General features: G+C 72.3%; 23 protein-coding genes. 9 read left to right on the top strand and 14 right to left on the bottom strand.

The window, feature by feature from the left end; genetic code table 11:
* Nucleotides 1-3 precede the first annotated feature (3 nt).
* The 10 genes from ABZS71_RS02880 to ABZS71_RS02835 form a co-directional block, all read right to left on the bottom strand.
* On the bottom strand, nt 4-1,098 hold the full coding sequence (locus ABZS71_RS02880; RefSeq protein WP_355854743.1) for an aliphatic sulfonate ABC transporter substrate-binding protein: 1,095 nt from the start codon (nt 1,096-1,098) through the stop codon (nt 4-6).
* Between the two features lie 275 nt (nt 1,099-1,373).
* On the bottom strand, nt 1,374-2,741 hold the full coding sequence (locus ABZS71_RS02875; protein WP_356207008.1) for a GTP-binding protein: 1,368 nt from the start codon (nt 2,739-2,741) through the stop codon (nt 1,374-1,376).
* A 2-nt stretch (nt 2,742-2,743) separates the two neighbouring features.
* The gene (cysD, locus tag ABZS71_RS02870; RefSeq protein WP_356207006.1) at nt 2,744-3,691 is read right to left on the bottom strand and encodes a sulfate adenylyltransferase subunit CysD; all 948 of its coding nucleotides are present in this window, start codon (nt 3,689-3,691) and stop codon (nt 2,744-2,746) included.
* Nucleotides 3,688-3,810 (bottom strand): hypothetical protein, encoded by a 123-nt coding sequence (locus ABZS71_RS02865; RefSeq protein ID WP_355854668.1) that lies wholly within the window; start codon nt 3,808-3,810, stop codon nt 3,688-3,690. The genes cysD and ABZS71_RS02865 overlap by 4 nt, the downstream gene beginning before the upstream one ends.
* A complete protein-coding gene (gene cysC / locus ABZS71_RS02860) occupies nt 3,807-4,379 on the bottom strand; it encodes an adenylyl-sulfate kinase (protein ID WP_355854671.1) in 573 nt (190 codons plus the stop codon). The genes ABZS71_RS02865 and cysC overlap by 4 nt, the downstream gene beginning before the upstream one ends.
* Complete coding sequence (locus ABZS71_RS02855; protein ID WP_356207003.1) at nt 4,379-5,104, bottom strand: phosphoadenylyl-sulfate reductase; 726 nt, start codon at nt 5,102-5,104, stop codon at nt 4,379-4,381. Before ABZS71_RS02855 ends, cysC begins: the two co-directional genes overlap by 1 nt.
* Nucleotides 5,101-5,286: a hypothetical protein gene (locus ABZS71_RS02850; protein WP_355854677.1), complete on the bottom strand. Its 186-nt coding sequence runs from the start codon at nt 5,284-5,286 to the stop codon at nt 5,101-5,103. The genes ABZS71_RS02855 and ABZS71_RS02850 overlap by 4 nt, the downstream gene beginning before the upstream one ends.
* Nucleotides 5,283-6,977 (bottom strand): nitrite/sulfite reductase, encoded by a 1,695-nt coding sequence (locus ABZS71_RS02845; protein ID WP_356206999.1) that lies wholly within the window; start codon nt 6,975-6,977, stop codon nt 5,283-5,285. The genes ABZS71_RS02850 and ABZS71_RS02845 overlap by 4 nt, the downstream gene beginning before the upstream one ends.
* 244 nt (nt 6,978-7,221) lie before the next feature.
* Nucleotides 7,222-7,305 (bottom strand): putative leader peptide, encoded by an 84-nt coding sequence (locus tag ABZS71_RS02840; RefSeq protein WP_309471194.1) that lies wholly within the window; start codon nt 7,303-7,305, stop codon nt 7,222-7,224.
* Nucleotides 7,306-7,397: 92 nt separating this feature from the next.
* The gene (locus tag ABZS71_RS02835) at nt 7,398-7,931 is read right to left on the bottom strand and encodes a GNAT family N-acetyltransferase (protein ID WP_355854683.1); all 534 of its coding nucleotides are present in this window, start codon (nt 7,929-7,931) and stop codon (nt 7,398-7,400) included.
* Between the two features lie 81 nt (nt 7,932-8,012).
* Between ABZS71_RS02835 and ABZS71_RS02830 the strand changes: the two genes are divergently transcribed.
* The 4 genes from ABZS71_RS02830 to ABZS71_RS02815 all read left to right on the top strand — a co-directional run bounded on the left by ABZS71_RS02830 (nt 8,013) and on the right by ABZS71_RS02815 (nt 13,371).
* Nucleotides 8,013-9,161 (top strand): helix-turn-helix domain-containing protein, encoded by a 1,149-nt coding sequence (locus ABZS71_RS02830; protein ID WP_356206996.1) that lies wholly within the window; start codon nt 8,013-8,015, stop codon nt 9,159-9,161.
* Between the two features lie 292 nt (nt 9,162-9,453).
* Nucleotides 9,454-10,044, top strand: coding sequence for a hypothetical protein (locus ABZS71_RS02825; protein WP_356206993.1), 591 nt, complete (start codon nt 9,454-9,456; stop codon nt 10,042-10,044).
* Between the two features lie 204 nt (nt 10,045-10,248).
* Nucleotides 10,249-11,532 (top strand): YihY/virulence factor BrkB family protein, encoded by a 1,284-nt coding sequence (locus ABZS71_RS02820; protein ID WP_356206991.1) that lies wholly within the window; start codon nt 10,249-10,251, stop codon nt 11,530-11,532.
* A 396-nt stretch (nt 11,533-11,928) separates the two neighbouring features.
* Nucleotides 11,929-13,371 carry an NAD(P)/FAD-dependent oxidoreductase gene (locus tag ABZS71_RS02815; protein ID WP_356206989.1) on the top strand — a complete coding sequence of 481 codons (1,443 nt, stop codon included), beginning with the start codon at nt 11,929-11,931 and terminating at the stop codon, nt 13,369-13,371.
* 145 nt (nt 13,372-13,516) lie between these two features.
* Here the strand turns inward: ABZS71_RS02815 and ABZS71_RS02810 are convergent, their stop codons facing one another.
* Nucleotides 13,517-13,999 carry a DUF456 domain-containing protein gene (locus ABZS71_RS02810; RefSeq protein WP_356206986.1) on the bottom strand — a complete coding sequence of 161 codons (483 nt, stop codon included), beginning with the start codon at nt 13,997-13,999 and terminating at the stop codon, nt 13,517-13,519.
* Between the two features lie 98 nt (nt 14,000-14,097).
* Between ABZS71_RS02810 and ABZS71_RS02805 the strand changes: the two genes are divergently transcribed.
* Together ABZS71_RS02805 and ABZS71_RS02800 are read left to right on the top strand one after the other, a co-directional pair.
* The gene (locus tag ABZS71_RS02805) at nt 14,098-15,435 is read left to right on the top strand and encodes a protein phosphatase 2C domain-containing protein (RefSeq protein WP_356206983.1); all 1,338 of its coding nucleotides are present in this window, start codon (nt 14,098-14,100) and stop codon (nt 15,433-15,435) included.
* A gap of 74 nt (nt 15,436-15,509) precedes the next feature.
* The gene (locus ABZS71_RS02800; protein WP_355854704.1) at nt 15,510-17,252 is read left to right on the top strand and encodes a pyruvate dehydrogenase; all 1,743 of its coding nucleotides are present in this window, start codon (nt 15,510-15,512) and stop codon (nt 17,250-17,252) included.
* Here ABZS71_RS02800 and ABZS71_RS02795 read toward each other — a convergent pair.
* The gene (locus ABZS71_RS02795; RefSeq protein ID WP_356206980.1) at nt 17,249-19,006 is read right to left on the bottom strand and encodes a sigma factor; all 1,758 of its coding nucleotides are present in this window, start codon (nt 19,004-19,006) and stop codon (nt 17,249-17,251) included. The two genes, ABZS71_RS02800 and ABZS71_RS02795, sit on opposite strands and share 4 nt — an antisense overlap.
* A gap of 83 nt (nt 19,007-19,089) precedes the next feature.
* On the opposite strand from ABZS71_RS02795, the gene ABZS71_RS02790 reads away from it, so the two are divergent.
* Nucleotides 19,090-19,377: a hypothetical protein gene (locus ABZS71_RS02790; protein WP_355854710.1), complete on the top strand. Its 288-nt coding sequence runs from the start codon at nt 19,090-19,092 to the stop codon at nt 19,375-19,377.
* Between the two features lie 62 nt (nt 19,378-19,439).
* Here the strand turns inward: ABZS71_RS02790 and ABZS71_RS02785 are convergent, their stop codons facing one another.
* Nucleotides 19,440-22,568, bottom strand: coding sequence for a glycoside hydrolase family 38 C-terminal domain-containing protein (locus ABZS71_RS02785; protein ID WP_356206978.1), 3,129 nt, complete (start codon nt 22,566-22,568; stop codon nt 19,440-19,442).
* Between the two features lie 231 nt (nt 22,569-22,799).
* Here ABZS71_RS02785 and ABZS71_RS02780 point away from each other — a divergent pair, with 231 nt between their 5' ends.
* Nucleotides 22,800-23,216, top strand: a complete 417-nt coding sequence (locus ABZS71_RS02780) for an ATP-binding protein (RefSeq protein ID WP_355854716.1) — start codon at nt 22,800-22,802, stop codon at nt 23,214-23,216.
* Between the two features lie 78 nt (nt 23,217-23,294).
* On the opposite strand, the gene ABZS71_RS02775 is transcribed toward ABZS71_RS02780, so the two are convergent.
* Complete coding sequence (locus ABZS71_RS02775; RefSeq protein ID WP_355854719.1) at nt 23,295-24,458, bottom strand: DUF2637 domain-containing protein; 1,164 nt, start codon at nt 24,456-24,458, stop codon at nt 23,295-23,297.
* A 467-nt stretch (nt 24,459-24,925) separates the two neighbouring features.
* Between ABZS71_RS02775 and ABZS71_RS02770 the strand changes: the two genes are divergently transcribed.
* Nucleotides 24,926-25,555, top strand: coding sequence for a GntR family transcriptional regulator (locus ABZS71_RS02770; protein WP_356207527.1), 630 nt, complete (start codon nt 24,926-24,928; stop codon nt 25,553-25,555).
* Nucleotides 25,556-26,007 lie beyond the last annotated feature (452 nt).

Genomic DNA, 26,007 nt, shown 5'->3' with positions numbered 1-26,007 from the left:
CGGCTACTGCGCGCCGAGGCCGGCGGCCGAGACCGTCGGCCTGCCCTCGGCCTTGAGGACCTTGTTGAGCAGGGTCAGGTCGTAGATGCCGCCCAGGTCGGGCTTCTCCAGCAGCCCCGCCTTGACCGCGTGGTCCGCCTCGGTGGACAGCGTCGAGGCCAGCGGGTCGTCGGTGACCTGGATGGACTTCCACGCCGGGTCGATCACCTCGGCCGGGAGCGGCTTGCCGGTTTCCGCCTTCAGCGCGGCGTTGGCCGAGTTCTTCGCCTGGCCGGGGTGGGCCTTGATCCAGGCGTTGGTCTTCACCGAGCCGCGCAGCACGGCCTCGACGACCTTCGGATGCTCCTTTAGGAACGACTGCTTGACGATCAGGTTGGTGATCACGAACTTCTTGTCCGGCCACAGCGAGGACTCGTCCAGCAGCGTCTTGCCGCCCTCGGCGACCAGCTTGGACGCGGTCGGCTCGGGCACCCACGCACCGTCGATGGCGCCGGACTTGTAGGCGTCGGGCGTCACCTTGTTGTCGCTGCGGACCACCGAGACATCGCCCTTGCCGCTCTGGGCGTCGACCTTCCAGCCCTTGCTCGCGATCCAGTTGAGGAAGGCCACGTCCTGGGTGTTGCCCAGCTGCGGGGTGGCGATCTTCTTGCCCTTGACGTCGTCGAGCGTCTTGATCTTCTTCGGGTTGACGACGAGCTTGACGCCGCCGGATACCGACCCCGATATGATCTTGAGGTTCTCGCCGTGTGACTTGACATAGCCGTTGATCGACGGCGACGGGCCGATCCAGCCGATGTCGATGGAGCCCGCGTTGAGCGCCTCGATCTCCGAGGGGCCGGCGTTGAAGACGAACGGCTGGGCCTTCGTCCCGCCCAGCTCCTGCTGGATCGGACCGCCCTTGCGCAGACCCACCAGGGCGGTGGCGTGCGTGAGGTTGGCGAAGTAGCCGATCTTCACCTTGTCGAGGCCGTCGACCTTCTTGCCGCCGGCGGCGGGAAGGGCCGAGGCCCCCTGGTCGTCGTCCTTCTTCTGTGAGCCGTAACCGCAGGCGCCGAGCGCGCCGATCAGCAGCGGGAGGACGGCGGCGGCCGCGATCAGACGGGAACGGCGTCGCTTGGCTGGTCGCGGGGCGGCCGCGGGAGCGGCGGCGAGGCGGTCGGCAGACAACACGGGAGGTGTTCCTCTCGGAAGGCCGGGACAGCCTCAGGGGACGCCCGGCAGTTCAGTCGGATCTTCGGTTACGGCAGTGAGCGGGGACGGACAGCGGCATCAGCGCACACATCGCCCGACCCCTCCCTGGCCGCTGCCAAGGGCGCCGCTGCCGACGCGGCCGCCCTCCTTCGCGAAGGTCGAGAACACCTCACCAGCCATGATCAGAAGTCCCATCCCTCGTCGCCCTGCCCGGCCTCGTCTGCCGCGGCCGACGCCACGAAGGAGTCGCCCGACATGCCCGCCGTCAGGGTGGTGCCGTCGGCCGGGTCGATCAGCAGGAAGGACCCGGTGCGCCGGGAGTCGGCGTACGCGTCCAGCGCCAGCGGCTCGGACGTCCGGACGACGACCCGGCCGATCTCATTGGCGGCCAGCTCGCCCGGCGCCGGGTGCTGCGACAGATCGGCCAGCGTCAGCCGGGACGGAATGTCCTTGACGATCGCCTTCACCGTGCGGGTGGTGTGCTTGAGCAGCACCCGGTCCCCGACGCGCAGCGGACGGTCGTGCAGATGGCAGACGGTCGCCTCGATGTCCCGGGTGGTGGCCGGGGCCTGCGCGCTCGAGGCGATCAGATCGCCGCGCGAGATGTCCAGGTCGTCGGCGAGCGTGACGGTCACCGACTGCGGGGCCCAGGCCAGCTCCACCGGCCCGCCCAGCGCGTCGATCCCGGCGATCGTGCTCGTACGGCCGGACGGCAGCACGGTGACGGCGTCCCCCACGCGCAGCACACCGGAGGCGATCTGGCCCGCGTAGCCGCGGTAGTCGGGGTGCTCGGCGGTCTGCGGACGGATCACGTACTGCACCGGGAAGCGCGCCGGGTCCTGGGACGGGTCGGTGCCGACGGGCACGGTCTCCAGATGCTCCAGCACGGTCGGGCCGCCGTACCAGTCCATGTTCGCCGACGGGGTCACCACATTGTCCCCGGCGAGCGCCGAGATCGGGATGGCGGTGATGTCGGGGACGCCCAGCGAGGCGGCGTACGTCGTGAACTCCTCGGCGATCGCGGCGAAGACGGGCTCCGCGTAGTCGACGAGGTCCATCTTGTTGACGGCGAGGACGACATGCGGGACGCGCAGCAGCGCGGCGACCGCCGCATGGCGCCGGGTCTGCTCCACGACGCCGTTGCGCGCGTCCACCAGGACGACCGCGAGCTCGGCGGTGGAGGCGCCGGTGACCATGTTGCGGGTGTACTGCACATGGCCGGGCGTGTCGGCGAGGATGAACCGCCGCCGCGGGGTGGCGAAGTAGCGGTAGGCGACATCGATGGTGATGCCCTGCTCGCGCTCCGCGCGCAGCCCGTCCGTCAGCAGCGCGAGATCCGGGGCCTCCTGGCCACGGCTGCGCGAGGCGTGCTCCACGGCCTCCAGCTGGTCGGCCAGGACCGACTTGGAGTCATGCAGCAGCCGCCCCACCAGGGTGGACTTGCCGTCGTCGACCGAGCCCGCGGTGGCGAAGCGCAGCTGCGAGGTGGCAGCGGACTGCTCGACGGCGGCCGCGGCGGCCTGGACGTCGGCACTGATGTTGCTCGTCATGGCTAGAAGTACCCCTCGCGCTTACGGTCCTCCATCGCGGCCTCCGACAGCTTGTCGTCGGCGCGCGTCGCGCCCCGCTCGGTCAGCCGGGAGGCGGCGATCTCGTCGATGACCTGCTCGATCGTCACCGCGTCCGACTCGACGGCACCGGTGCAGGACATGTCGCCGACCGTGCGGTAGCGCACCAGGCGCCGCTCCACGGTCTCGTCGTCCTTCGGACCGCCCCACTCACCGGACGCCAGCCACATACCGGCGCGGCGGAAGACCTCGCGCTCATGCGCGTAATAGATCTGCGGAAGCTCGATCTTCTCGCGGGCGATGTACTGCCAGACATCCAGCTCGGTCCAGTTGGAGAGCGGGAAGACCCGGACGTGCTCACCGGGGGAGTGGCGGCCGTTGTAGAGCTGCCACAGCTCGGGGCGCTGCCGGCGCGGGTCCCAGCCGCCGAACTCGTCCCGCAGGGAGAACACCCGCTCCTTGGCGCGGGCCTTCTCCTCGTCCCGGCGGCCACCGCCGAAGACCGCGTCGAAGCGGTTCTTCTCGATGGCGTCCAGCAGCGGAACGGTCTGCAGCGGATTGCGGGTGCCGTCCGGGCGCTCGCGCAGCCGGCCGTCGTCGATGAACTCCTGGACGGACGCGACATGCAGCCGCAGCCCGTGCTCGGCGACCGTGCGGTCCCGGTACTCGATGACCTCGGGGAAGTTGTGCCCGGTGTCCACGTGCAGCAGGGAGAACGGCACCGGCGCCGGGGCGAACGCCTTGAGCGCGAGATGCAGCATGACGATGGAGTCCTTGCCACCGGAGAACAGGATCACCGGCCGCTCGAACTCGCCCGCCACCTCGCGGAAGATGTGCACAGCCTCGGACTCCAGCGCGTCCAGGTGCGAAAGCGCGTAGAGCTTGTCGCTCTCGTCCGATCCGGTGCCGTTGATCGCGGCCACGGTCGTCATGCTGTGCCCCTTTCGCTCGCCCCGCCGCGGTAGCGGCTGATGTCACGGTCGCCCGCGCGGCGCAGAGGTGCGGGCATCGCCGTCGTCCGCGGGCCGGTGGCCGCGCGTGCGTCGCTCACAGCAGTCCCCTCTCACTCAGAAGTGCTCGCAATGCCGCTGCCGATTCCTGTACGCCTTGCTCATGGGTCTCGATGCGCAGATCCGGATCGGCCGGCGCCTCGTACGGGTCGTCGACCCCGGTCAGCCCCGAGATCTCGCCGGCCGCCTGCTTGGCGTACAGCCCCTTCACGTCCCGTTCCGAGCACACCTCGACCGGAGTGGCGACATGCACCTCCAGATAGGCGGTGCCCTCCGTCTGGTGGCGCTTGCGCACCGCCTCGCGGCTGTCCGCGTACGGGGCGATGACCGGCACCAGGACCTTGACGCCGTTGGAGGCGAGCAACTCGGCGACGAAGCCGATCCGCTGGACGTTGGTGTGCCGGTCCTCGCGGGAGAAGCCGAGCCCCGAGGAGAGGAACTCGCGGATCTCGTCCCCGTCGAGCACCTCCACCCGGTGCCCCTCGCCGCGCAGCCGCTCGGCCAGCGCGTAGGCGATCGTCGTCTTCCCCGCGCTCGGCAGGCCCGTCAGCCACACCGTGGCGCCTGTGTGCAGGGGCGCGCTCATCTCGTTCTCCTGATCGACAGCCATCAGCCGTGCAGCCCGCATTCGGTCTTGTTGTTCCCCGCCCAGCGTCCGGACCGGGCGTCCTCGCCCTCCAGCACCCGGCGGGTGCAGGGGGCGCAGCCGACCGACGGATAGCCGTCCATCAGCAGGGGGTTGGTGAGCACGCCGTGCTCGGCGACGTACGCGTCCACATCCGCCTGCGTCCAGCGGGCGATCGGCGAGACCTTCACCTTCCGCCGCTTGGCGTCCCAGCCGACGACCGGGGTGTTCGCCCGGGTCGGGGACTCGTCGCGGCGCAGCCCGGTCGCCCAGGCGTCGTACGCCCGCAGCCCCTCCTCAAGGGGCTTGACCTTGCGCAGGGCGCAGCACAGATCGGGGTCGCGGTCGTGCAGCCTGGGCCCGTACTCGGCGTCCTGCTCCGCGACGGTCTGACGCGGGGTGAGGGTGATGACGTTGACGTCCATCACGGCGGCCACCGCGTCACGGGTGCCGATGGTCTCGGGGAAGTGGTAGCCGGTGTCGAGGAAGACCACATCGACGCCGGGGAAAGCGCGGGAGGCGAGATGGGCCACCACCGCGTCCTCCATCGAGGAGGTGACGCAGAAGCGCGGCCCGAAGGTGTCGGCCGCCCAGCGCAGGATGTCCGGCGCCGAGGCGTCCTCAAGATCGCGGCCCGCCCGCTCGGCGAGCGCTTCCAGGTCCGTCTGCTCGTCAGTCGGCTGCTCGTCCGTCTGCTGAAGCCGGGTCATATCGCTGTGCCCCCTTCTCCGGCTTGGTCGCGCCGCAGGCCCTTGGCCAGCAGCCCGAGGAACGACAGGCGGAACGCACGGTTGCAGGACGCGCATTCCCACGCGCCGTGGCCCTCCTCGGAGGGCCGCAAGTCCTCGTCCCCGCAGTAAGGGCAGTAAAAAGGCGCCGCACGCTCGCTCATGAGAGGTCCTCCTCACTCGCCCGCGCGGCCCAGGTCGCGAACCGCTCGCCGTCCTCGCGCCGCTCCTGGAAGCGGCGCAGCACCCGCTCGACGTAGTCGGGCAGCTCGGCGGCGGTGACCTTCAGACCGCGCACCTTGCGGCCGAAGCCGGGCTCCAGGCCCAGCGCGCCGCCGAGGTGGACCTGGTAGCCCTCGACCTGGTTGCCGTCCGCGTCCGTGACCAGCTGGCCCTTGAGACCGATGTCCGCGACCTGGATACGGGCGCAGGCGTTCGGGCAGCCGTTGATGTTGATGGTGACCGGCTGGTCGAACTCGGGCAGCCGGCGCTCCAACTCGTCGATCAGGGAGGAGCCGCGCGCCTTGGTCTCGACGATGGCGAGCTTGCAGAACTCGATGCCCGTGCAGGCCATCGTGCCGCGCCGGAACGGGGACGGCTTGACCTGGAGGTCCAGCGCCTCAAGCCCCGCGACCAGCGAGTCCACCTGGTCCTGCTCGACGTCGAGCACGATCATCTTCTGCTCGACGGTGGTCCGCAGCCGTCCGGAGCCATGGGCCTCGGCCAGCTCGGCGATCTTGGCGAGGGTCTTTCCGTCCACCCGGCCGACGCGCGGTGCGAAGCCGACGTAGAAGCGGCCGTCGCGCTGGCGGTGGACGCCGACGTGGTCGCGCCACTGCTCGACGGGCTGCGCGGGGGCCGGGCCGTCGACCAGCTTGCGGTTCAGGTACTCGTCCTCCAGCACCTGGCGGAACTTCTCCGTGCCCCAGTCGGCGACCAGGAACTTCAGCCGGGCGCGGTTGCGCAGCCGCCGGTAGCCGTAGTCGCGGAAGATGCCGATGACCCCGGCCCAGACCTCCGGGACCTCGTCCAGCGGGACCCAGGCGCCGAGCCGGACACCGATCTTCGGGTTGGTGGAGAGCCCGCCGCCGACCCACAGATCGAAGCCGGGGCCGTGCTCGGGGTGGCGTACGCCGACGAACGCGACGTCGTTGATCTCGTGGGCGACATCGAGCAGCGGGGAGCCGGAGACCGCCGTCTTGAACTTGCGCGGCAGGTTGGAGAACTCCTTGCTGCCGATGTAGCGGCGGTGGATCTCCTCGATGGCGGACGTGCCGTCGATGATCTCGTCCTCGGCGATCCCGGCGACCGGGGAGCCGAGGATCACCCGGGGCGTGTCACCGCACGCCTCGGTGGTGGACAGGCCGACGGCCTCCAGACGCTTCCAGATCTCGGGCACGTCCTCGATCCGGATCCAGTGGTACTGGATGTTCTGCCGGTCGGTGATGTCCGCCGTACCGCGGGCGAACTCCTCCGAGACCTCGCCGATGACGCGCAGCTGCTCGGTGGTCAGCCGTCCGCCGTCGACCCGGACCCGCATCATGAAGTGCTCGTCGTCCAGCTCCTCCGGCTCCAGGATGGCGGTCTTGCCGCCGTCGATGCCGGCCTTGCGCTGGGTGTAGAGGCCCCACCAGCGCATCCGGCCCCGCAGGTCGGCGCCGTCGATGGAGTCGAAACCACGCTGGGAGTAGATCGTCTCAATGCGTGTCCGCACATTGAGACCGTCATCGTCCTTCTTGAACTGCTCGTTGCCGTTGAGGGGGGTGAAGTGCCCAGCGGCCCACTGGCCTTCGCCGCGGTGGCGTCCGGCCTTACGGCGGGGCGTTGCTGCTGCGCGTTCCGGGGTGGCGGCCATGGCGGTGTGTGTCCTTCTGAGCGGCTCTGGTGCGGCGGATCGTGCTCGCGCGCACCCTCTGACCTGCGCATACCCAGGCGGGTGACCTGCGCATACCCAGGCGGGCACGGCGCTGCGGCGGATACCGGTGCGATGGTGCGGCAGGGGGAGTGTCAAGGCGTGCGCGCTCGCCCACGTCGTCGGGGGCGGCGGGAGTGCTTGCGGTGGTGCTGCCCGGGGCCCTCGGGGCCCTGATGAGTGCGGGTCAGCCCGCGGGACAGATCGCGCTGGACATGCGGCCGAGGTCGACGTGGCGTCGACTCACCAAGGCAATTCCAGCTCGAGACATGAGGGAAGCGTGGCACGGTGGTCTCCGGGGAGTCCACCGCTATCCACTATCCGGACGACTCTGTCTCGCATCACGAGACGATGTGGTGTGGGTCACCCCTCCGTCCCGGTCGTGACGTCAAAGACCCGGAATCCCCGGCGACGGTAGTTGTCCAGGGCATGCGGCCCGTCCTTGCTGCAGGTGTGCACCCACACCCGCTTGGTCGGGGGCAGCCCCGGCCGGCGCTCGGCCAGATCCCAGGCCCGGCGGGTGCCCCAGGTCAGCAGATGTCCGCCGATGCGGCGGCCGCGGAAGGCCGGCAGCAACCCGAAGTAGACGATCTCGACCACGCCCTCGTCCTGGCTCTCCAGCTCGATATACCCGGCCGGGGTACCGCGCTCGTACGCGACCCAGGTCTCCACGCCGGGCCGCGCCAGAAACTCCTCCCACCGCTCACGTGACCAGGCGAGCCGGTCGGTCCAGGAGACGTCGGAGCCCACCGCCGTGTAGAGGAAACGGCTGAACTCAGGGCTCGGCACCTCGGCCCGTACGACCGCCACCCCCGCCCCGGCGTCCGGCTCCCGCGCCGGTCCGAGGTCCGAGGGCGAGGTCTGCTCCAAGGACCACGTGGTCACTGTGATGCTCATGGTGGACAGATAACCACGGGACATCGTTCACTCGCTCCTGTCGGATAGCGCTCACAGCGGAGAGCGGAGAGCGGGGTCGGGGTGGCCGGGACCGGGGATGTGGACGAGTTCGCCGAGCTCCTGCGCGAGCTCAAGGGCAGGACGGACCGCAGCTACGCGGCGCTGGCGGCCCGCAGCGGGGTGAGCGGCTCGGCGCTGCACCGCTACTGCTCGGGGGCGAGCGTGCCCGGCGCGTACGAGGTGATCGCGCGCTTCGGGAAGGTGTGCGGGGCCAGCAGCGAGGAACTGCTGGAGCTGCACCGGCGCTGGGCCCTGGCCGACGCGGAGCGCAGGCGGGGCGTGGGCGTATCGGGCGGATCGGGGACCGTGCCGGTCTTACCGCCCGCGGAGCGGGAGCCGGAAGCCGAGCTCTCGGCCGGCCAAGGACCGGAACCCGAGTCGTCGGCCGGCCAGGAAGCGGAACCGGAGCCGGAGCCGTCGACCGGCCCGGGGCCCGCGCCCGGCCTCCGGGCTGATCCGGCGCCTCTGCCCCCCGCCCGGCCCCGGTGGCGACGGCCGTTGACCATCGGGGTGGCCATGGCGCTGGCCGCCGCCGCACTGACCGCGGTCGGGGTGTTCCGTGACGTCCTGATGCCGTCGGACGGATCGGCCGGGTCCTCGCACCGGCTGCTGCTCTCCTCCCGGTGCCCGGTCGTGGTGAGCATGGGGCAGACGGACGAGTGCGTGCGCGAGCTGCAGTCCCTGCTCGCCCGCGCGGGCGGAAAGCTCGACATCGACGGAGCCTTCGGCCCGGTCACCCAGATGCGCGTCGTGGTCTTCCAGCTCCGCGCCGGACTGACGCCGAACGGCTCGGTGGACGAGCGGACGAAGCGCGCGCTCTACGAGCGCACGGGAAGACCGCTGGACACCTGGACGCCCGAGCGCGTGACCCGGCGGATCGGTGAGGTCTTCACCGAGGATCCGGACCGCGCGGTCGGCATCGCGGACTGCGCCTCGTATCTCGACCCGATCTACACCCTCCCCAACTCCAACGCCACCCGGAACTGGGGCGTCTTCCAGCTGTACGACGGCACCCTGCGCAAGCTCGGCGGCACCCGCACCCAGGCCCTGGACCCGGAGTGGAACATCCAGGCGGCCCATCGGCTGTGGGCGCTCACCCACGACTTCAGGGCCTGGGCGTCGTGCGACCGGGCCTATCGCGCGGGCGCGAAGCGGCCGGGCCGAGGCTGACCGATGGGCCGGTATCCCAGCGGCCGTCCCAGGCCCCGCAGTCCCGGCAGGTCACAGGGGGTTCGGGATCCCGCTGTCCCGATTTTCCCCGGCAGGCGGCCCGCCCGGGCCCGGGGCTGGAATCCTGCTGCCCGCCACGCCCCGGCCCGGGACGTCATGCGTCACGGGGCGCATGAAGTCTGCGGCCTTCATGGACCGGGAAGAGCCCCAGAGCCATGCGAGCCATCCGACGGACCACCCGAAGAAGACGCCCGATGAAGATGCTCGAAGACCTGCGAAGACGAAGGAGACCATGGCTGTGACCAGTATCAGGACCACGCTCGGCGCCCTGATCGGCGGCGCGGTGCTCGCGACCACCGGTGTCGTGACCGCCCAGACCGCGACGGCCGCCCCCGCCGCCCCCACGGCTGCCACCGCCCCGACGGCTGCCACCGCCCCGACGGCCGCCACCGCCCCGTCCGTCGCCGCCGTGACCAAGCTCAGTCACTCCGACGCGGCGAACCGGTTCCGCTCCGCCGGGATCAGCTGGACCTCCAGCGGTGGCTGTTCGGACCGGAACAACTCGACCTGCACCTCGTTCGAGCAGATAAACCTGTCCACCGTGCAGGGCGCCATCACCCTGAAGCAGGCCAGCGGCTGCGCCCTCACCATCACCGGTGGCACGGAGACCGGGCACGCGTCCGGTACGTACAGCCACTGGAACGGCTACAAGCTCGACTTCAGCCCCACCACCTGTCTCAGCAACTACATCACCGGCACCTTCACCAACATCGGCCCGCGCCCCGGCGACGGCGCACAGCAGTACAAGTCCGGCTCGGGCAACATCTACGCGCGGGAGAGCAGCCACTGGGACGTGCTCTATTACAACTGCGGAGGCTGCTGACCCACCCCACCCGTCCGCCCCCGGTTGCAACGCGGCGCAACCTTTGCGCATGGCTGTATCCGGCACGGACAGTGGGCCCAGCGGGCGGAGGGCGGTGCCGAGTCGGCGCGGTATCCCCTCCGCCAACGCCTTTTGCGGTAATTCGGCCTGGTCATCGCTGGTCACCGGGTGAGCGGTGGTGAAACCGCCCGATACGGTGAGAAGGTGCAGCCAGCAAAAGATCCGTCGAAGCCGTCCGGCCGGCTCCACAAGGCCCGCGCCCTGTATCGCAATGTGTCCAAGCGCAGGATGGTCTGGCTGCTGCTGAAGGACACCGTCCACTCCTGCATGGAGTACCGGGTCACCGGTCTCGCCGCCGAGGCGGCCTTCTTCACCCTGCTGTCGCTGCCCCCGCTGCTGCTGGGCCTGATCGGTCTGCTCGGCTACTTCGACGCCTGGACCAGCAGCGACACCGTCGCCACCATCAGGGAGAACATCCTCAACGCCTCCGGGACCGTGCTGTCCGACCGGGGTGTCAAGGAGATCGCCCGGCCGCTGCTCGACGATGTCATCAAGGGCGGCCGGCCCGATGTCATCTCGCTCGGCTTCGCCATCGCCCTGTGGTCCGGGTCGCGCGCGGTGAACGTGTTCGTCGACACCATCACCATCATGTACGGGCTGGAGGGGCGGCGTGGGATCGTCCGGACCCGGCTGCTCTCCTTCCTCCTCTACCTGGTCGCGCTCCTCGTCGGGGCGGTGGCGCTGCCGCTGATGGTCATCGGCCCCGAGGCGGTCGTGGACCTCGTACCGTCCAGCGGCGATCTCGTTCGGGTGCTGTACTGGCCCGTGCTGATCATTCTGTCCATCGCCTTCCTCACCACGCTCTACCACGTGTCGGTGCCGGTGCGCTCGCCCTGGCGGGAGGACATCCCCGGTGCGCTGGTGGCTCTCGCGATGTGGGTGCTCGGCAGCTTTCTGCTGCGGATCTACCTGGTCCATACGGTGGAGGGCCCGACGATCTACGGATCGCTGGCCGCGCCCGTCGCCGTACTGCTGTGGATCGGGGTCTCCGCCTTCGCGGTGCTGGTCGGAGCGGCGGTCAATGCCGCCATCGACCGGGTCTGGCCGTCGGTGGCCACGGCCGCCGCCCGCGCGGAGCGCGCCGCCCGCGCCCGGGAGGGGTCGGCGCGGGAGCGGGCCAAGGAGCAGCGCACCTCCGACGACGGGGCGGCGGAGATCACCCCGCCGTCGGAGTTCCCGGAGCGCTGGGCCCAGTTCCTCCCGCACGCGGACATACGCTCCCGGCTGCACGGAAAGCGGGACTCGGGGGAGAAGACCCCTGCGAAGGCCGCCGTGAAGCCCGCCGCGAAGCCCGGGGAGAAGCCCTCGGGGAAGCCGTCCGGCGAGCCCCGCGCGCCCCGGCAGGGACCGAGGCGCCCGGAGGTCAGGGCCGCGGAGGACGGGGCGACGGACGACAGCGCGGCGGGCGACGACCACCCCGTCCGCTAGGCCGTTTCGCTTGGATCATCCGGCTGACCAGAGGAAGATGCCCGCAGCTGCTCGGGCATCGCGGCCTGCTGGTGCGCTACGACGTCGTACACGTCCCGGCTGCCGGGTGCGCGGGCGATGCTCGCGCGTCCACGGTGGCCGGCCGGCCGATCCGCTGGGTCGCGAGACAGCCGCGCTCGGGTTCGGTGAAAACACTCATGGGATCACTGTCGCGCGCGCGGGCCCCGCCCGCATCGGGCCCGTGACCGAGGTGCCAGGGAGGCGCGACCCGGGGCGCTCAAAGGGCCGGAACGCCGATTCGGGTGGCTCTTGGCGGTGACTCGACCCCAGGATGGCCCCAGGCGCCAGGCGCCCCAAAACGGTCAAACCGCCGGAGTCGGCAGAGAGCGGGTTGCGATGAACGACGCCATGGATGAGTACGACGTCATCGTCCTGGGCGCGGGTCCGGTCGGCGAGAACCTGGCCGACCGGACCCGCGCGGCCGGGCTCTCCACAGTGATCGTGGAGAGCGAGCTGGTCGGCGGCGAGTGTGCGTACTGGGCCTGCATCCCCAGTAAGGCGCTGCTGCGCCCGGTCCTCGCACGCGCCGAAGCACGCCGCGTCCCCGGGGTGCGGAAGTCGGTCGGTGGGCCCTTGGACACCGCCGAGGTCTTCGCTCACCGTGACGACTACGTCTCGCACTGGAACGACGACGGCCAGGTCGCCTGGCTGGGATCGGCCGGTATCGACTTCGTCCGCGGCCATGGGCGGCTCGTCGAGCCGCGCCGGGTCGCCGTGGCGGGGCCGAACGGCTCCGACGGCGACGAGCGCTTCCTCACCGCCCGGCACGCCGTGGCCATCTGCACCGGCAGCCGGGCCGCGCTCCCCGATCTGCCCGGCCTCACCGAGGCCCGCCCCTGGACCAGCCGCGAGGCCACCAGCTCCTCGACCGTGCCGGGGCGGCTGATCGTGGTGGGCGGCGGCGTCGTGGCCGCCGAGATGGCCACCGCGTGGAATGCCCTCGGGTCACGGGTCACCATGCTGGTGCGCGGCTCCGGGCTGCTGGACCGCATCGAACCCTTCGCGGGCGAACTCGTCGCCGAGACGCTGGCCGAGGCCGGGGTCGAGCTCCGCACCGGTACGTCCGTGACGGCCATCGCGCGGCGGGGTGGGGCGGTCACCGTGACCCTCGACACCGGGGAGGAGCTCGAGGCCGACGAAGCGCTCTTCGCCACCGGGCGCGCCCCGCGCACCGACGATGTGGGCCTGGAGACCGTCGGGCTCACACCGGGCAGATGGCTGCGAGTCGACGACACCTGCCGGGTGGAGGACGTCCCGGGCGGCTGGCTCTACGCTGCGGGCGACGTCAATCACCGCGCGCTCCTCACCCACCAGGGCAAATACCAGGCACGGATCGCGGGCGCGGTGATCGGGGCGCGTGCGCGGGGCGTCCCCCTGCTGGAGACGGACCGCTGGGGCGCCCACGCGGCCACGGCCGACAAGGCGGCCGTCCCCCAGGTCATCTTCACCGACCCGGAAGTCGCGGCGGTCGGCCTGACCGCGGACCAGGCCAAGGCCGCGGGGCGCACCATCCGGGTGGTCGACTACGACATGGGCCGGGTGTCGGGCGCGGCGCTCTACGCGGACGGCTACCGGGGCCGGGCCCGTATGGTCGTCGACCTGAACCGGGGCCATCTGATCGGCGTGACGTTCGTGGGCCCGGGGGTCGGGGAACTGCTGCACTCGGCGACGGTGGCGGTGGCGGGCGAGGTGCCGTTGGAGCGGCTGTGGCACGCGGTGCCGTCGTTCCCGACGGTGAGCGAGGTGTGGTTGCGGCTGCTGGAGGCCTATCGGGGCTGAGAGCGGGGTCAGGGGGCTCCGCCGCCCTGGATCCGGGTGCGCTTGTCGCCGGGGCCCCGGGCCGGTGCCGGGGCTGTGAGTGCCCCGCCCCTGGCCCCGCCGGGCTGCGCCCCTACCCGCTCCTGAGGCGCCCGACGCGCTGGATTCAGGCCGTCAGGACCGCCGTCAGCCAGCCCGCCGTGACCAGGAGGCACGCGAAGAGCTCCACCAGCACGCTCGTCCCGATCGCCCGCATCGCCAGCCGCGTCGACAGGCACGCCTCCCCGTGCCCGCCCAGCCGGTGCCGTTCCGCCCCGTAGATCGCCGCGATGAAGCCGAGCGGGGCGCCGAGCACGGGGAGGACGAAGAAGCCGACGATGGCCGCGGCTCCGGCCAGCAGGAAGGTGCGGCGGGTGATGCCCGCGCCGCTCAGCCGGCGGGCGGGGAGGAGCCACTTGAGGGCCTGGCTCAGGAGCAGCAGCGCGGTCGCCCCGGCGAGCACGGTCCAGGCGAGAGTGGTCTTCTCGGCCATCGACCACCACAGCACGCCCGCCCACACGATGGGCGGGCCCGGTACGCCCGGTACGACCACGCCGATCAGGCCGAGCAGCATGACCAGGCCGCACAGGACCAGCTGCCACGTGCCCATGTTCCCAGGCTGCCGGAAGCGGCGGCCGAACGCTCCCGGACCTATGCCCGAACCATCGCGTGGTGTTCCCCCGAAGCCTCCCTGTGGACAATGTGGGGATGAGCCAGCAGGGGGACCGACGCGGTCACGAGGACGACTGGTGGGGCGAGTTGTACGACCCGGGGCGGGCCGACGCGGGGCCCGCCGCGGCGGCGGACTCCGTCGACGACCGCTTCGACTCGGCCTCCCGCACGCTCGCCGGCGCCGACGGCGACAGCGAGGGCGGCGCCGGCGGCCGGCGGCCCGCCGCGGGCGCCCCCTGGGGCCCGCGGCCCGGTGAGCCGGGCGGTGCCGCACCGGGCCCGGACGCCGTCGCGGGAGGTGGCCCGCAGGGGTGGCGATCTCCCGGCGGCGGCGAGGGGCCCGGTGCCGCACCGCCCTCCCCGACGGGCACGGCGCCCCCCGCTCCCGACCCCGCCCGGCCCTGGCGGGCCGCCGGGGCCGGGTTCGTCGGGGAGGGCCCGCCCACGTACGAGGCCGAGCCGACCACCCTGCCCGTCGCCGACCCCGAGGAGCTCGGGGATCTGGTCCCCGACACCGTGCTCGACGGCGCCCGCTACGGCACGCTCACGCTCCGCGCCGCCTCCCTGCGCGGCGACTCGGCCCGCTCCCGCGGCGAGCCGCGCCGCGACGCGCTGCTCACGGCCCGGTTCGGGACCGGGGACGGCGCGCTCGTCCTGGTGGCCGTGGCCGGCGGGGCACGGGCGGTCCCGGGGACGCACCGGGCGGCGCGGGAGCTGTGCGAGTGGATCGGCGAGGCGGTCGGCGGCAGCCGGGTCCGGCTGGCGGAGGACATCCACACCGCCGACCGCGGCGCGCTCAAATCCGGGCTGCACCGGCTCATCGACCGCGGCTACGGCCGGCTGCGCGCCCGCGCGGCCGAGCTGGGCCTCGACCCGGCCGAGTACACCGCGTCGGTGCGCTGTCTGCTGCTCCCGGCCCATCCGGCCTGCCGCACCCGGGTGTTCTTCGGGGTCGGCGGCGGTGGTCTGTTCCGGCTGCGCGAGGGCGCCTGGCAGGACCTGGAGCCGGCCGAGCGGGAGGGGGACACCGTGGGCGGGCCCGTGCTCGGCTTCGGCGGCGGGCCGCAGGCCCCGTCGGCCGGCCGCGAGCCGTCGCCGACGGCACCGGACGCCGAGCGGTCCCCCGAGCGGCCGAACGCCACCCCCGGCCCCTTCCTCTTCCGTGCCTCCGTCGCCCGACCGGGCGACACCCTCCTGCTGTGCGGTACGGGCCTCGCGGACCCGCTGCGCGGTGCGACGGCCCTGGCCGATCACCTGGCCGGACGCTGGGCGGCGGCGGAGCCGCCGGGGCTGGCCGCCTTCCTGGCGGATGCCCAGACCCGGGTGAGGGGATACGCCGACGACCGTACGGCGGCGGCCGTCTGGGAGGCGTGAGCGCGCCGTCCATGGGTTGATGGACAGGGGTGACGAACCCCCACGATCCGGGACGAAAGGAACGAGGGCGCGAGATGGCCAAGCAGACCGTGGCGGAGCAATGCGTGGACATCCTGGTGCGCGCCGGGGTGCGGCGGCTGTACGGGGTGGTCGGCGACAGCCTCAACCCCGTGGTGGACGCGATCCGCCGTAACGCCGCCATCGAGTGGATCCAGGTCCGGCACGAGGAGGTCGCCGCCTTCGCCGCCGGCGCCGAGGCCCAGCTGACCGGCAACCTCGCCGCCTGCGCGGGCTCCTGCGGCCCCGGGCATGTGCATCTGATCAACGGGCTCTACGACGCCCACCGCTCCATGGCCCCGGTCCTCGCCCTCGCCTCGCACATCCCCAGCAGCGAGATCGGCACCAGCTACTTCCAGGAGACCCACCCCGAGCGGCTGTTCCAGGAGTGCAGCCACTACTGCGAGCTGATCTCCAACCCCCAGCAGATGCCGCGCGTCCTCCAGACCGCCGTCCAGCACGCCATCGGCCGCGGCGGGGTCAGCGTCGTCGCGCTGCCCGGCGACATCGCCGCCCGCCCGGCGCCCGAGCGCGCCGAGGAACACGCCCTGGTGACCTCCCGGCCCACCGTGCGCCCCGGCGACGACGAGATCGACAAGCTGGCGCGCATGGTCGACGAGGCCCAGCGGGTGACCCTCTTCTGCGGCAGCGGATGCGCCGGGGCGCATGAGGAGGTGATGGCCCTCGCCGAGCGGGTGAAGGCACCGGTGGGGCACGCACTGCGCGGCAAGGAGTGGATCCAGTACGACAACCCGTACGACGTGGGCATGAGCGGACTGCTCGGCTACGGCGCGGCGTACGAGGCCACCCACGAATGCGACCTGCTGATCCTGCTGGGCACCGACTTCCCGTACGGCGCCTTCCTCCCCCAGGACGTGAAGACCGTCCAGGTCGACGTCCGCCCCGAACATTTGGGCCGCCGCTCCAAGCTCGACCTCGCCGTATGGGGCGACGTCCGCGAGACGCTGCGCTGTCTGACGCCCAAGGTGCGCCCCAAGACCGACCGCCGCTTCCTCGACCGGATGCTGAAGAAGCACGCGGACCAGCTGGAGGGCGTGGTCAAGGCGTACACCCGCAAGGTCGAGAAGCACATCCCGATCCACCCCGAGTACGTCGCCTCGGTGCTGGACGAGGAGGCCGCGGAAGACGCCGTCTTCACCGTCGACACCGGCATGTGCAACGTCTGGGCCGCCCGCTATCTCACCCCCAACGGCCGCCGCCGGGTCATCGGCTCCTTCACCCACGGCTCCATGGCCAATGCCCTGCCGCAGGCCATCGGCGCCCAGTTCCTGGACCGCCGCCGTCAGGTCGTATCGATGTCCGGCGACGGCGGATTCACCATGCTGATGGGCGACTTCCTCACCCTCGTCCAGTACGACCTGCCGGTGAAGGTGATCCTCTTCAACAACTCCTCGCTGAGCATGGTCGAGCTGGAGATGCTGGTCTCGGGCCTGCCCTCGTACGGCACGACCAACCACAACCCCGACTTCGCCCAGATCGCCCGCGCCTGCGGGGTGCACGGCGAGCGCGTGGAGAAGCCGAAGCATCTGCGATCCGTGCTGCGGGCCGCCCTGCATCACAAGGGCCCCGCGCTCGTGGACATCGTCACCGACCCCAACGCGCTGTCCATCCCGCCCAAGATCAAGGCGGAGATGGTGACGGGATTCGCGCTGTCGGCCAGCAAGATGGTGCTGGAGGGAGGCGTCGGCAAGATGGTCCAGATGGCCCGCTCCAACCTCCGCAACCTGCCGCGCCCCTAGGGTCCCTTCGAGGGGCCCCACTGCGGTGCCGGCGGGTCCGCCGCGGGCCGGGTGATGGGCTTGCCCTTCGCCCAGCCGCGGTAGGTGATCTCGAAGGGGTCGTGATCGAACCTCGCCAGATATCCGGTGTGGCGCACCGGGACGCGGAACTTCACGCTGACCGGGAGGTAGGAGCGGTCGGTCGTGATCGTGAAGCTGACCGTGGCGGCCGCGGGCGACTTCTTGAGGTAGGGCTGGTAGAAGAAGGCCCCGGCCGGGTCGGCGGCGAGGGTGCGCAGCGGGGCCTGGCCGGTGAAGGTGCGGTTGCGCGCGGTGTCCTTCTCCTGGAACCGGTCGGCCCGGCGCAGCAGTTGCCCGATGTTCGCGGGTGAGGCGAGCCGGCGCGTCTGCAGGGCGTTGCCGACGTTGGTGTCCTTGCTGGCGGAGGCCCGGTCGACGACGGTCGTGGGCCCGTAGGCCGAAGCGCCCGTCTCGGCCGGTGTGCTGTCGGGGGTGACATACGCGCGGTCGCCGATCACCACCACATCGGGCGGGAACCAGGGGTCCTCGCCAGGGTCGTAGAGCACGTGCGTCGCCGCGGAGACGGTGCCGTCGGCCGTCATGTCGATGCGACCGCTTCCGTAGAACTGCGCGGGGTCGCTCGGATTGCGGGCTTGGACATCGAAGGCCACCAGCCCTTTCCCGACCATCGCCTTCGTGAGGGAGGCGGCCACCCCGTCCTGGGGACGGGGCGCGGGCGCGTCCCCGCCGGAGGACCAGGATCTGATCGCGAGCAGGGCGACGACGGTCAGGACGGCGGCGACGGCCGAGGCGCCGGCCTGGAGCGTGCGGAGCCGTCGGGTCGCGGGCCGCCGCCCGGCGGCAGGGGGCGCCGGGGGAGGGGGCGGGGGCGGGCTGTCGGAGGGGAGGGAGGCGGAGGCGTTGGCGGTACGGATCTCGGTGTCGATCCGGTCGCGCAGGGCCATACCGGCGGCGATCGGCAGCAGTACGGGGGCGTACGGGCGGATCAGCCGGGTCTTTGTCTCGCGGCAGACGGCGCAGTTCCCGCAGGTCTTGCAGGTGTCCATATGGCGCAGAATGCGCAGCCGCAGCACCTTGGTGAAGTTCTCGCCGTCCCAGGCGGCCTCGTCGAGCAGCCGGGCCAGCTCGGGACAGTGGGGTCTGCCGTCCTTGGCCAGGACATAGGCGCCGAACCCCTTGGTCAGGCGCAGTTTGTTCTCCCAGGTGTCGTCGTTGGCCTCCTTCTCGCTGACTCCGAGGGCCTTGGCCAGGGCCTTGCCGCGAAGGTGCTGCCGGGTGCTGAGGTGGAAGATGCGCCGCTGCGGGTCGGTGAAGCTCGCGGCGACGATGTCCAGGATGCGGTCGACCTCGGCGAGGCGCCGTCGGCTGGCCGACTCGTAGGTGTCGCTCTCCACCTCCTCCGGCAGACCGGCCGAGGCCCGGCCGCGTCGGCGCAGCTCCTCGGCGCACCGGTGCCGGGCGATGCCGTACAGCCAGGCGCGCAGCTTGTGCGGCTCACGCGGGGGCCGGCCGGCGGTCAGATCGCGGTACGCCACGGTGAAGGCTTCGGCGGCGGCCGACTCGGCGGCGGCCGGATCGTCCGCCAGCAGCGACGCGCACCGGTACAGCACGGCGTCGGCGTGCCGTTCATGGATCCGGGTGAACGCGGCCTCCCGGCCGGCGCTTCCGCGAGCCTCCAGGAACCCCCGCACCAGGTCCTCGTCCCCGATGGGCTCCGTGCCCTCGTGATCCACAACTTCCTCCCCCGCTTTTCGGGGGAGATTCCGCGCTCTCTCGCCCCAACCCTCCACACGGCATCGGCCCACTGGAGGAAGCCATGAACATCCGTCGCCTCGCCGCCCCGGCCGCCGCGCTCTGCGCCGCGACCGGGGCCACCGGCGCCACCGGCCCCGGCCGGATCGTGATCGGCGCGGTGGTCGCCGTCGTGGTGGGGCTGGTGCTCCGGCTCGCGCCGGAGCTGCCACGGCTGTACTGGATGACCCACTACACACGCCTGGTGAAGAAGGGCGCCGCGCTCGCCACCACCGCCGCCGAGATCGAGCGGCTCATCGCCGCCCTCGCCACCGCGCAGCGGAACACCGACTGCCAGGAACATAGCGGTTGATGAGACGGCAAGACAGATATTCGGCCGATTTGAGGGAGATCGCCGAGTCGTGCGGCTCCCCCCTACCCGGACACCGGCCGCAGCCGGAGGGTGAGGATCTGGTGCGGGCGCAGGGTCAGGTTCAGACCGGCCGGGCCGGTGGCCGCCGGGTGGAGGGGGCGTTCCAGGAGGTCCGTCACCTCCGCCCGGAGGACCGGGAAGCCGGTGACGAGGGTGCCGGCCGCCCGGCCGCCGTGGGACTCGTACAGCCGCACCACCACATCCCCGCTTCGGTCCTCCGCCAACTTGACCGACTCGACGGTGATCGCCTGGTTGTCCACGGAGACCAGGGGCGCCGGTTCGGCCGGGCCGGCCGGGAGGGTGCGCAGCGGCAGGTTCAGGGCGAGGCCGCCGGCGACCGCGTCGCCGACGCTCGCGCCCGGCAGCAGCGCGTAGCGGAAGCGGTGGGTGCCGAGGTCGGTCTCGGGGTCGGGGCTGTGCGGGGCGCGCAGCAGGGTCAGCCGGACGGTGGTGCCCAGCACCTCGCCCTCGGCCGTCTCGTGCGCGGTACGGGTCACATCGTGGCCGTACGTCGAGTCGTTGAGCAGTGCGGCCCCGTACCCGGGTTCGGCGACCCGCAGCCAGCGGTGGGCGCAGATCTCGAACCGGGCCGCTTCCCAGCCGGTGTTGGTGTGCGTGGCCCGGTCCAGATGCCCGAACTGGATCTCCGCGGTCGAGACCCGGGCGTGGATGTCCAGCGGGAACGCCGCCTTGAGGACCTTCTCCGACTCCTGCCAGTCCACCTCCGTGGCGATGTCCACCTGGCGGCTGCCCGCGGCCAGGGTGAGGTCCTGGACGATGCGGGAGGCGCCGAAGGACCGTACGACCCGGACCGTGGCGCGCAGCGGTCCCGACTCGGTCAGTTCGACGGACTCGGCGGCGGTCAGATCGGTGCGGGCGCGCAGGTAGTGCCGGTCGATGTCCCAGGCGTCCCAGTGGTTGGGGTGGTCGGGGTGGAGCTGGAGGAGATTGCCGCGCGCGCCGGGGGCCAGCGCCTCGCGGCCCGCGTCCAGCTCCAGCACCGAGGTGAGCAGCCCGTCGGCGTCGATGGTCACCCGCAGCAGGTCGTTGTCGAGGACGATGGACCGGCCGTCGCTCAGAGCGGTCACCGTGGACCGGGGCGGCTCGGCGGCGAAGGCCGCCCCGGTCAGCCCGGCAACCCGCACCGCGACCGCCGCGCGCCCGTCGCCGAGCGGCTGGACCCGGGCCTCCGCCGGCAGGGCGGCGGCCGTCTCCCCGTCGACCACGGCGACCTCCTCGCGCTCGTACGGCGAGGCGTTGAGCACGGCGGGCCCGGTGCCGCCCAGCGCCGCCACCGCCGTCGCGATGATCTCCTCCAGCTCCGCGCGCACCCGCTCATAGGTCTCGCGCGCCTCGCGGTGCACCCAGGCGATCGACGAGCCCGGCAGGATGTCATGGAACTGGTGCAGCAGCACCGTCTTCCAGATCCGGTCCAGGGCGTCGTACGGATAGGCGTAGCCGTCGGCACGGAGCGAGGCGGCCGCGGCCCACAGCTCCGCCTCCCGCAGCAGATGTTCGCTGCGCCGGTTGCCCTGCTTGGTCTTGGCCTGGGTGGTGTACGTCGCCCGGTGCAGCTCCAGATACAGCTCGCCCGACCACACCGGCGCCTTGGCCCCGTACTCCCGCTCCGCCTCCGTGAAGAACTCCGACGGCTTGTGGATCTCGACCCGCGGCGAGCCCTCCAGATCGCCGAGCCGCCGCGCCTTCTCCAGCATCTCGCGGGTCGGGCCGCCCCCGCCGTCGCCCCAGCCGAACGGCACGAGAGAGCGGGTCGCGAGCCCCTTGTCGGCGAAGTTCCGCTCCGCGTGGGCGAGTTCGCTCGCATGGAACTGGGCGTTGTAGGTGTCCACGGGCGGGAAGTGGGTGAAGACGCGGGTGCCGTCGATGCCCTCCCACCAGAAGGTGTGGTGCGGCATCTTGTTGGACTGGTTCCACGACAGCTTCTGGGTCAGGAACCACCGCACTCCGGCCAACTTCGCGAGCTGCGGGAAGGCGGCCGTGTAGCCGAAGGAGTCCGGCAGCCAGATCTCCTCGGTGTCCACCCCCAGCTCTTCCTGGAAGAACCGCTTGCCGTGCACGATCTGCCGGGCCAGCGCCTCGCCGCCGGGCATATTGGCGTCCGACTCGACCCACATCGAGCCGACCGGCGCCCAGTTCCCGTCCGCCACCGCCTTCTTGGTCCGCTCCCAGATGTGCGGCTGATGCTCCTTGACCCAGGCGTACTGCTGCGCCTGTGAGCACGCGAAGACCAGCTCCGGGTACTCGCCCGCCAGCGCGGTGACATTGGCGAAGGTGCGGGACGCCTTGCGCACGGTCTCGCGCAGCGGCCACAGCCACGCCGAGTCGATATGGGCGTGCCCGGCCGCCGAGATCCGGTGCGCGCTGGCGTGCGCGGGGCGGCTGAGCGCGTCGGTCAGCTCGGCGCGGGCGGCGGCCGCGGTGCCGGACACATCGTGCAGATCGAGCGCGTCCAGCGCGTTCTCCAGGGCGCGCAGGATCTCATGGCGGCGCGGCCGGTCCTCCGGCAGCTCGCGCATCAGCTCCGACAACACCTCGATGTCCAGGACCAGATGCCATACGTCCTCGTCGAGGACGGCGAGATCCGCCGAGGCGAAGCGGTACAGCGGCCGGTCCCCGGCGGTCAGCACGTCGCCGAGGGAGGTCGGGGTGAAACCGTCGCGCAGCACGGCCGGGTTGGCGGCCGCCTCCAGCAGCAGCCGCACCGGTTCGCCGCCGGCCGCCGGGGACGCGATCGGGACATGGCGGTTGCGCGGATGGATGCCCTTGAGCGGCACCCCGTGCGCGTCGTACACCATCCCCTCGGCCTGGAAGCCCGGCGCGTCGCCGGTGAAGCCCGGGTCGATGACGGCCTCGACCCGCCGCCCCGCCCACTGCGCGGGCACCGCGCCCTCCAGCCGGAACCACCATGTCGACCACGGACTGCCCCAGTCCGTACCGGGCTCGAACGCCTCGTACGTCCCCGCGAGCGCCTCCGCGACCGGCACCGGCTCACCGGGCGTCCGCCACGCGGACAGGGCGAGCGGCCGGCGCGCCGCGTACTGGGCGGGCCTGATGAACTGGCGCAGCGCCCGGTCCAGGCGCCCCTCCACCAGTGGTCGGTCGTCGTGCATCACAGCTCCTCGGGCTCGGCGCGTCTCGGCTCAGCGGATCATTCCCAGCTTTTCCCTCGGTGTGTGGAAGGCAACACGCGGGCATGCATTCCGTGAGCGTGTTCGACGACATTCGACGCTGGCCGCCGCCAAGGGCGGCCGGGGCGGGGGAGGATGAAGCGTCAGCCTGTACGGCGGGGCCGGTTGCCCGGTCGGCCGGATTCGAGGGCGAAGGCTGCGGAGGCTGTCCAGGTGGAGCGTGGCCCGGTCCTCAGCAAGCGATTGGCGCACGACGATCTCTCCGCGGTGGCGGAGGTCCGCGCGGAGCTGCGTGAGCTGCTGCGGCACTGGGGCGGGCCGGGCCGGGCCGATCTCGCCGAGCTGCTCACCAGCGAGCTGGTGACGAACGCGCTGGTGCACACCGGCCGCGGCGCCCATGTCACGGCCACGCTGGGGGACGGGCCGGGCGCGCGCGTCGCCGGCCGATTACGGGTCGAGGTGCGGGACTTCGTGTCCCGGCACCCGACGCTGCGCGCCCATCCGCCGCGGGACAGCACCTCCGGGCGCGGACTGCTGCTGGTGCATACCCTCGCCGACGCGTGGGGCGTACGGGCGCACGGGGTGGGCAAGGCCCTGTGGTTCGAGCTACAGGCGGACGGAGATCTGTAGCGCCGCCGCACAGCGGCACCTCGGGCGGACCGGCCTGAGCGGGCGGCGGGCGAGGACCGGTGTCCCCGCCCCGCCCGCTCAGCCGAATGCGCGCTCGATCTGCGCGAGCTTCGCCTCCAGGGAATCCAGCCGCGGAATGGTGAGGGTGTCGTCCTCGGCGGTGAGATCGATGGTGCGGGAACGGTCGGCCTCGGCGTCGTTGTCCTTGTCACCGAAGCCGAAGGTGAAATCCCGCTCCCGGTCCCAGTCCTTGTCGCGGTCCCGGCTGCCGGACTCGGCGACGCCCGCGGACTGCAGCGCGGGCCGGGCGGAGGACGAGGACAACCGCCCCGACTCCGCGGCTCCGGCGCTCTCCAGCACCTTCTCCCCTATAGCAGGCTCCGAACCGAGCTGCGCCGGCTGCGCGGTGGAGCCGGAGACCTCCACCTGACGGCCGCCGCGCCGCCCCCACGCCCGGTGCTGCCGGTTCAGCGCCCGGATCCGGGCCCGGTCCAGCTTCTCCTGGCCCCGCCTGCGGTTGCGGTTGTGCTCCTTCTCGCGCCGGTCCTCGCGGACCTCCTCGACCGCCTCGTCCAGCGTCCGTACGCCCTCCAGCAGCATCAGCGACCACGCGGCGAAGGTCTCCCGGGGCGCGCGCAGCCAGCGGACGATACGGATCTGCGGCAGCGGCCGCGGCACCAGGCCCTGCTCGCGCAGCGCCGAGCGGCGGGTCTGCTTGAGCGCGCGGTCGAAGAGGACCGCGGCCGACAGCGACATACCCGCGAAGAACTGCGGGGCGCCCGCGTGGCCGAAGCCGCGCGGCGCGTGCACCCAGTTGAACCAGGCCGCCGCGCCCGCGAACAGCCACACCAGCAGCCGCGAGCCGAGCGCCGCGTCACCGTGGCTGGCCTCACGCACCGCCAGCACCGAGCAGAACATCGCGGCGCCGTCGAGCCCGAACGGCACCAGGTACTCCCAGCCGTTCGTCAGGGCGAGGTTCTCCCGGCCGAAGCCCACCAGGCCCTGGAAGGAGAGCGCGGCGGCCACTCCGGCGCAGCAGAACAGCAGCACGTAGGAGGCCATGCCATAGATGGCCTCCTTACGGCGGCGGCGCTCCTCGCTGCGCTCCCAGGAGTCCGTGGTGGCGCCCTCGCCGTTCTTTCCGTTGCGGCCGCGCGCGAGGACAACCGCCGCCCCCACGACGCCGGCGAGCGCCACGACGACTGGCAGGGCCCAGCCCAGCGATATGTCGGAAAGTCTCATCCGGTGTCCTTGTCTCGCTTCCGTGAAGTTCTGGCCGCGGTGCGGCCCTACTCGCGCGACATCCTGGCGGAATCCTGCCGGGCCTCGAGCGGTTTCTGGACAAGAGGCCGCCAAGTGGGCGGGGGGACACGCGGATAGGTGCGGTACGGTTCGAACGCTCGCTCTGTGCAAGCGGCTTGATTCTATTCACGGAACCCGATCGCGGGTAATCCGAGCGATCATCCCGCGGCCCGGTGTTTCGATGCGCCTCGTCTCACCGGGGCCGCGGTGCGGGCGAGGGGGAGCGTGGGCACGGTCATGCCGGGACCACCGATGCGCGGTGCGGTGCCGGCTTAGCCTTGCCTTCGTTGTGTTCATGGGCTTTGACCTCGGGCGGCGTCCGCATATCGTTTCGAAGGGATGTCAGGAGGACCCGAGTGGAGCAGGTCGAAGCCGGAGCGGCAGCGGAGCCGTGGCAGCCGTCCGGCCTGCCCGCGGCGCGCAGGTCCCCCCGCCGCCACTCCGTGCGCGGACAGATCCTGGACGCCCTGCGGGACGCGCTGGTCGGCGGCGAGCTGACCCCGGGCGAGGTGTACTCCGCCCCGGCCCTCGCCGAGCGCTTCGGCGTCTCGCCCACCCCCGTACGGGAGGCCATGCAGCAGCTCGCCGGCGAGGGCGCCGTCGAGGTGGTGCCGAACCGGGGCTTCCGGGTGGCCCGGCGCAGCGCGCGCGAGCTGGCCGAGCTCGCCGAGGTACGCGCCCTGCTGGAGGTCCCCGTGATGCTCAGCCTGGCGCGGGCCATCGCCCCCGAGCGATGGGCGGGGCTGCGGCCCTTCGCCGAGGCGACGGCCACGGCCGCCGCGAAGGGCGACCGGGCCGCCTATCTGGAATCCGACCGTACGTTCCACCAGACCGTGCTCGGCCTGGCCGGGAACCAGCAGCTCGTCGTCGTCGCCGACGAACTGCACCGCCGCGCCCAGTGGCCCCTGGCCTGCGGCCGCGCGGTCCGCACCGCCGACCTCGTCGCCGACGCGGCCGAACACATGGCCCTCCTCGACGCCCTCACCGCCGGCGACGTCGACGTCGTCGAGTCACTGGTCCGCGACCACTTCACCTGACCGGCCTACGGCCGGGAGAACCGGATCCCGCGCCGTGCCTCCCCCGAGGCGGGGTCCGCCTCGGCCCCGGCCCCGGCCCCGACCGACGGCGCCGGGCCCGGCCGTATCCCATGGCCGTCGTCGGCCCGGACACGGCGGCCGGCCCTGACCGCGGCGGCTTCGTCCACGGTGGGCCCGTAGCGGCCCGGCCATCGACGGCCCCGCCCTGCACCGTCTCTGGCCGCCGTCACCTGGGCTCGGTCCCGCGGGTCAGCTCAGCCCCCTGGGACGGCGCCGTACGGGTCTCACCGGCCGGGGCCGTGCGGGATGCGTCCCGGACCGCCGGGGCCGGCCCTGCGTCGGTCCGGGGCACCGTCGGCCGGGTCCCGCCGGCCGGGTCCGCCCCTGGGGCGGACCGGGGCCGTACGGTCCCCGTCGGCCTGGGGCCGGGCCGCCGGCGGGGCCTGGGGTCG

The organism is Streptomyces sp. NPDC005393 (genome assembly GCF_040606675.1).
Lineage (GTDB): Bacteria > Actinomycetota > Actinomycetes > Streptomycetales > Streptomycetaceae > Streptomyces.
Note: the sequence above shows the minus strand (reverse complement) of the source record. Positions and strands in the feature narration are given on the sequence as shown.

What these genes read in the sequence shown, in the direction of transcription:
- ABZS71_RS02875 (WP_356207008.1), bottom strand. Translation starts at nt 2,741, where the DNA reads ATGACGAGCAACATCAGTGCCGACGTCCAGGCCGCCGCGGCCGCCGTC.
- ABZS71_RS02855 (WP_356207003.1), bottom strand. Translation starts at nt 5,104, where the DNA reads ATGACCCGGCTTCAGCAGACGGACGAGCAGCCGACTGACGAGCAGACG.
- ABZS71_RS02815 (WP_356206989.1), top strand. Translation starts at nt 11,929, where the DNA reads ATGAACGACGCCATGGATGAGTACGACGTCATCGTCCTGGGCGCGGGT.
- ABZS71_RS02810 (WP_356206986.1), bottom strand. Translation starts at nt 13,999, where the DNA reads ATGGGCACGTGGCAGCTGGTCCTGTGCGGCCTGGTCATGCTGCTCGGC.
- ABZS71_RS02805 (WP_356206983.1), top strand. Translation starts at nt 14,098, where the DNA reads ATGAGCCAGCAGGGGGACCGACGCGGTCACGAGGACGACTGGTGGGGC.
- ABZS71_RS02845 (WP_356206999.1), bottom strand. Translation starts at nt 6,977, where the DNA reads ATGGCCGCCACCCCGGAACGCGCAGCAGCAACGCCCCGCCGTAAGGCC.
- cysD (WP_356207006.1), bottom strand. Translation starts at nt 3,691, where the DNA reads ATGACGACCGTGGCCGCGATCAACGGCACCGGATCGGACGAGAGCGAC.
- ABZS71_RS02850 (WP_355854677.1), bottom strand. Translation starts at nt 5,286, where the DNA reads ATGAGCGAGCGTGCGGCGCCTTTTTACTGCCCTTACTGCGGGGACGAG.
- ABZS71_RS02800 (WP_355854704.1), top strand. Translation starts at nt 15,510, where the DNA reads ATGGCCAAGCAGACCGTGGCGGAGCAATGCGTGGACATCCTGGTGCGC.
- ABZS71_RS02785 (WP_356206978.1), bottom strand. Translation starts at nt 22,568, where the DNA reads ATGCACGACGACCGACCACTGGTGGAGGGGCGCCTGGACCGGGCGCTG.
- cysC (WP_355854671.1), bottom strand. Translation starts at nt 4,379, where the DNA reads ATGGCTGTCGATCAGGAGAACGAGATGAGCGCGCCCCTGCACACAGGC.
- ABZS71_RS02840 (WP_309471194.1), bottom strand. Translation starts at nt 7,305, where the DNA reads ATGTCTCGAGCTGGAATTGCCTTGGTGAGTCGACGCCACGTCGACCTC.
- ABZS71_RS02825 (WP_356206993.1), top strand. Translation starts at nt 9,454, where the DNA reads ATGGCTGTGACCAGTATCAGGACCACGCTCGGCGCCCTGATCGGCGGC.
- ABZS71_RS02835 (WP_355854683.1), bottom strand. Translation starts at nt 7,931, where the DNA reads ATGAGCATCACAGTGACCACGTGGTCCTTGGAGCAGACCTCGCCCTCG.
- ABZS71_RS02775 (WP_355854719.1), bottom strand. Translation starts at nt 24,458, where the DNA reads ATGAGACTTTCCGACATATCGCTGGGCTGGGCCCTGCCAGTCGTCGTG.
- ABZS71_RS02790 (WP_355854710.1), top strand. Translation starts at nt 19,090, where the DNA reads ATGAACATCCGTCGCCTCGCCGCCCCGGCCGCCGCGCTCTGCGCCGCG.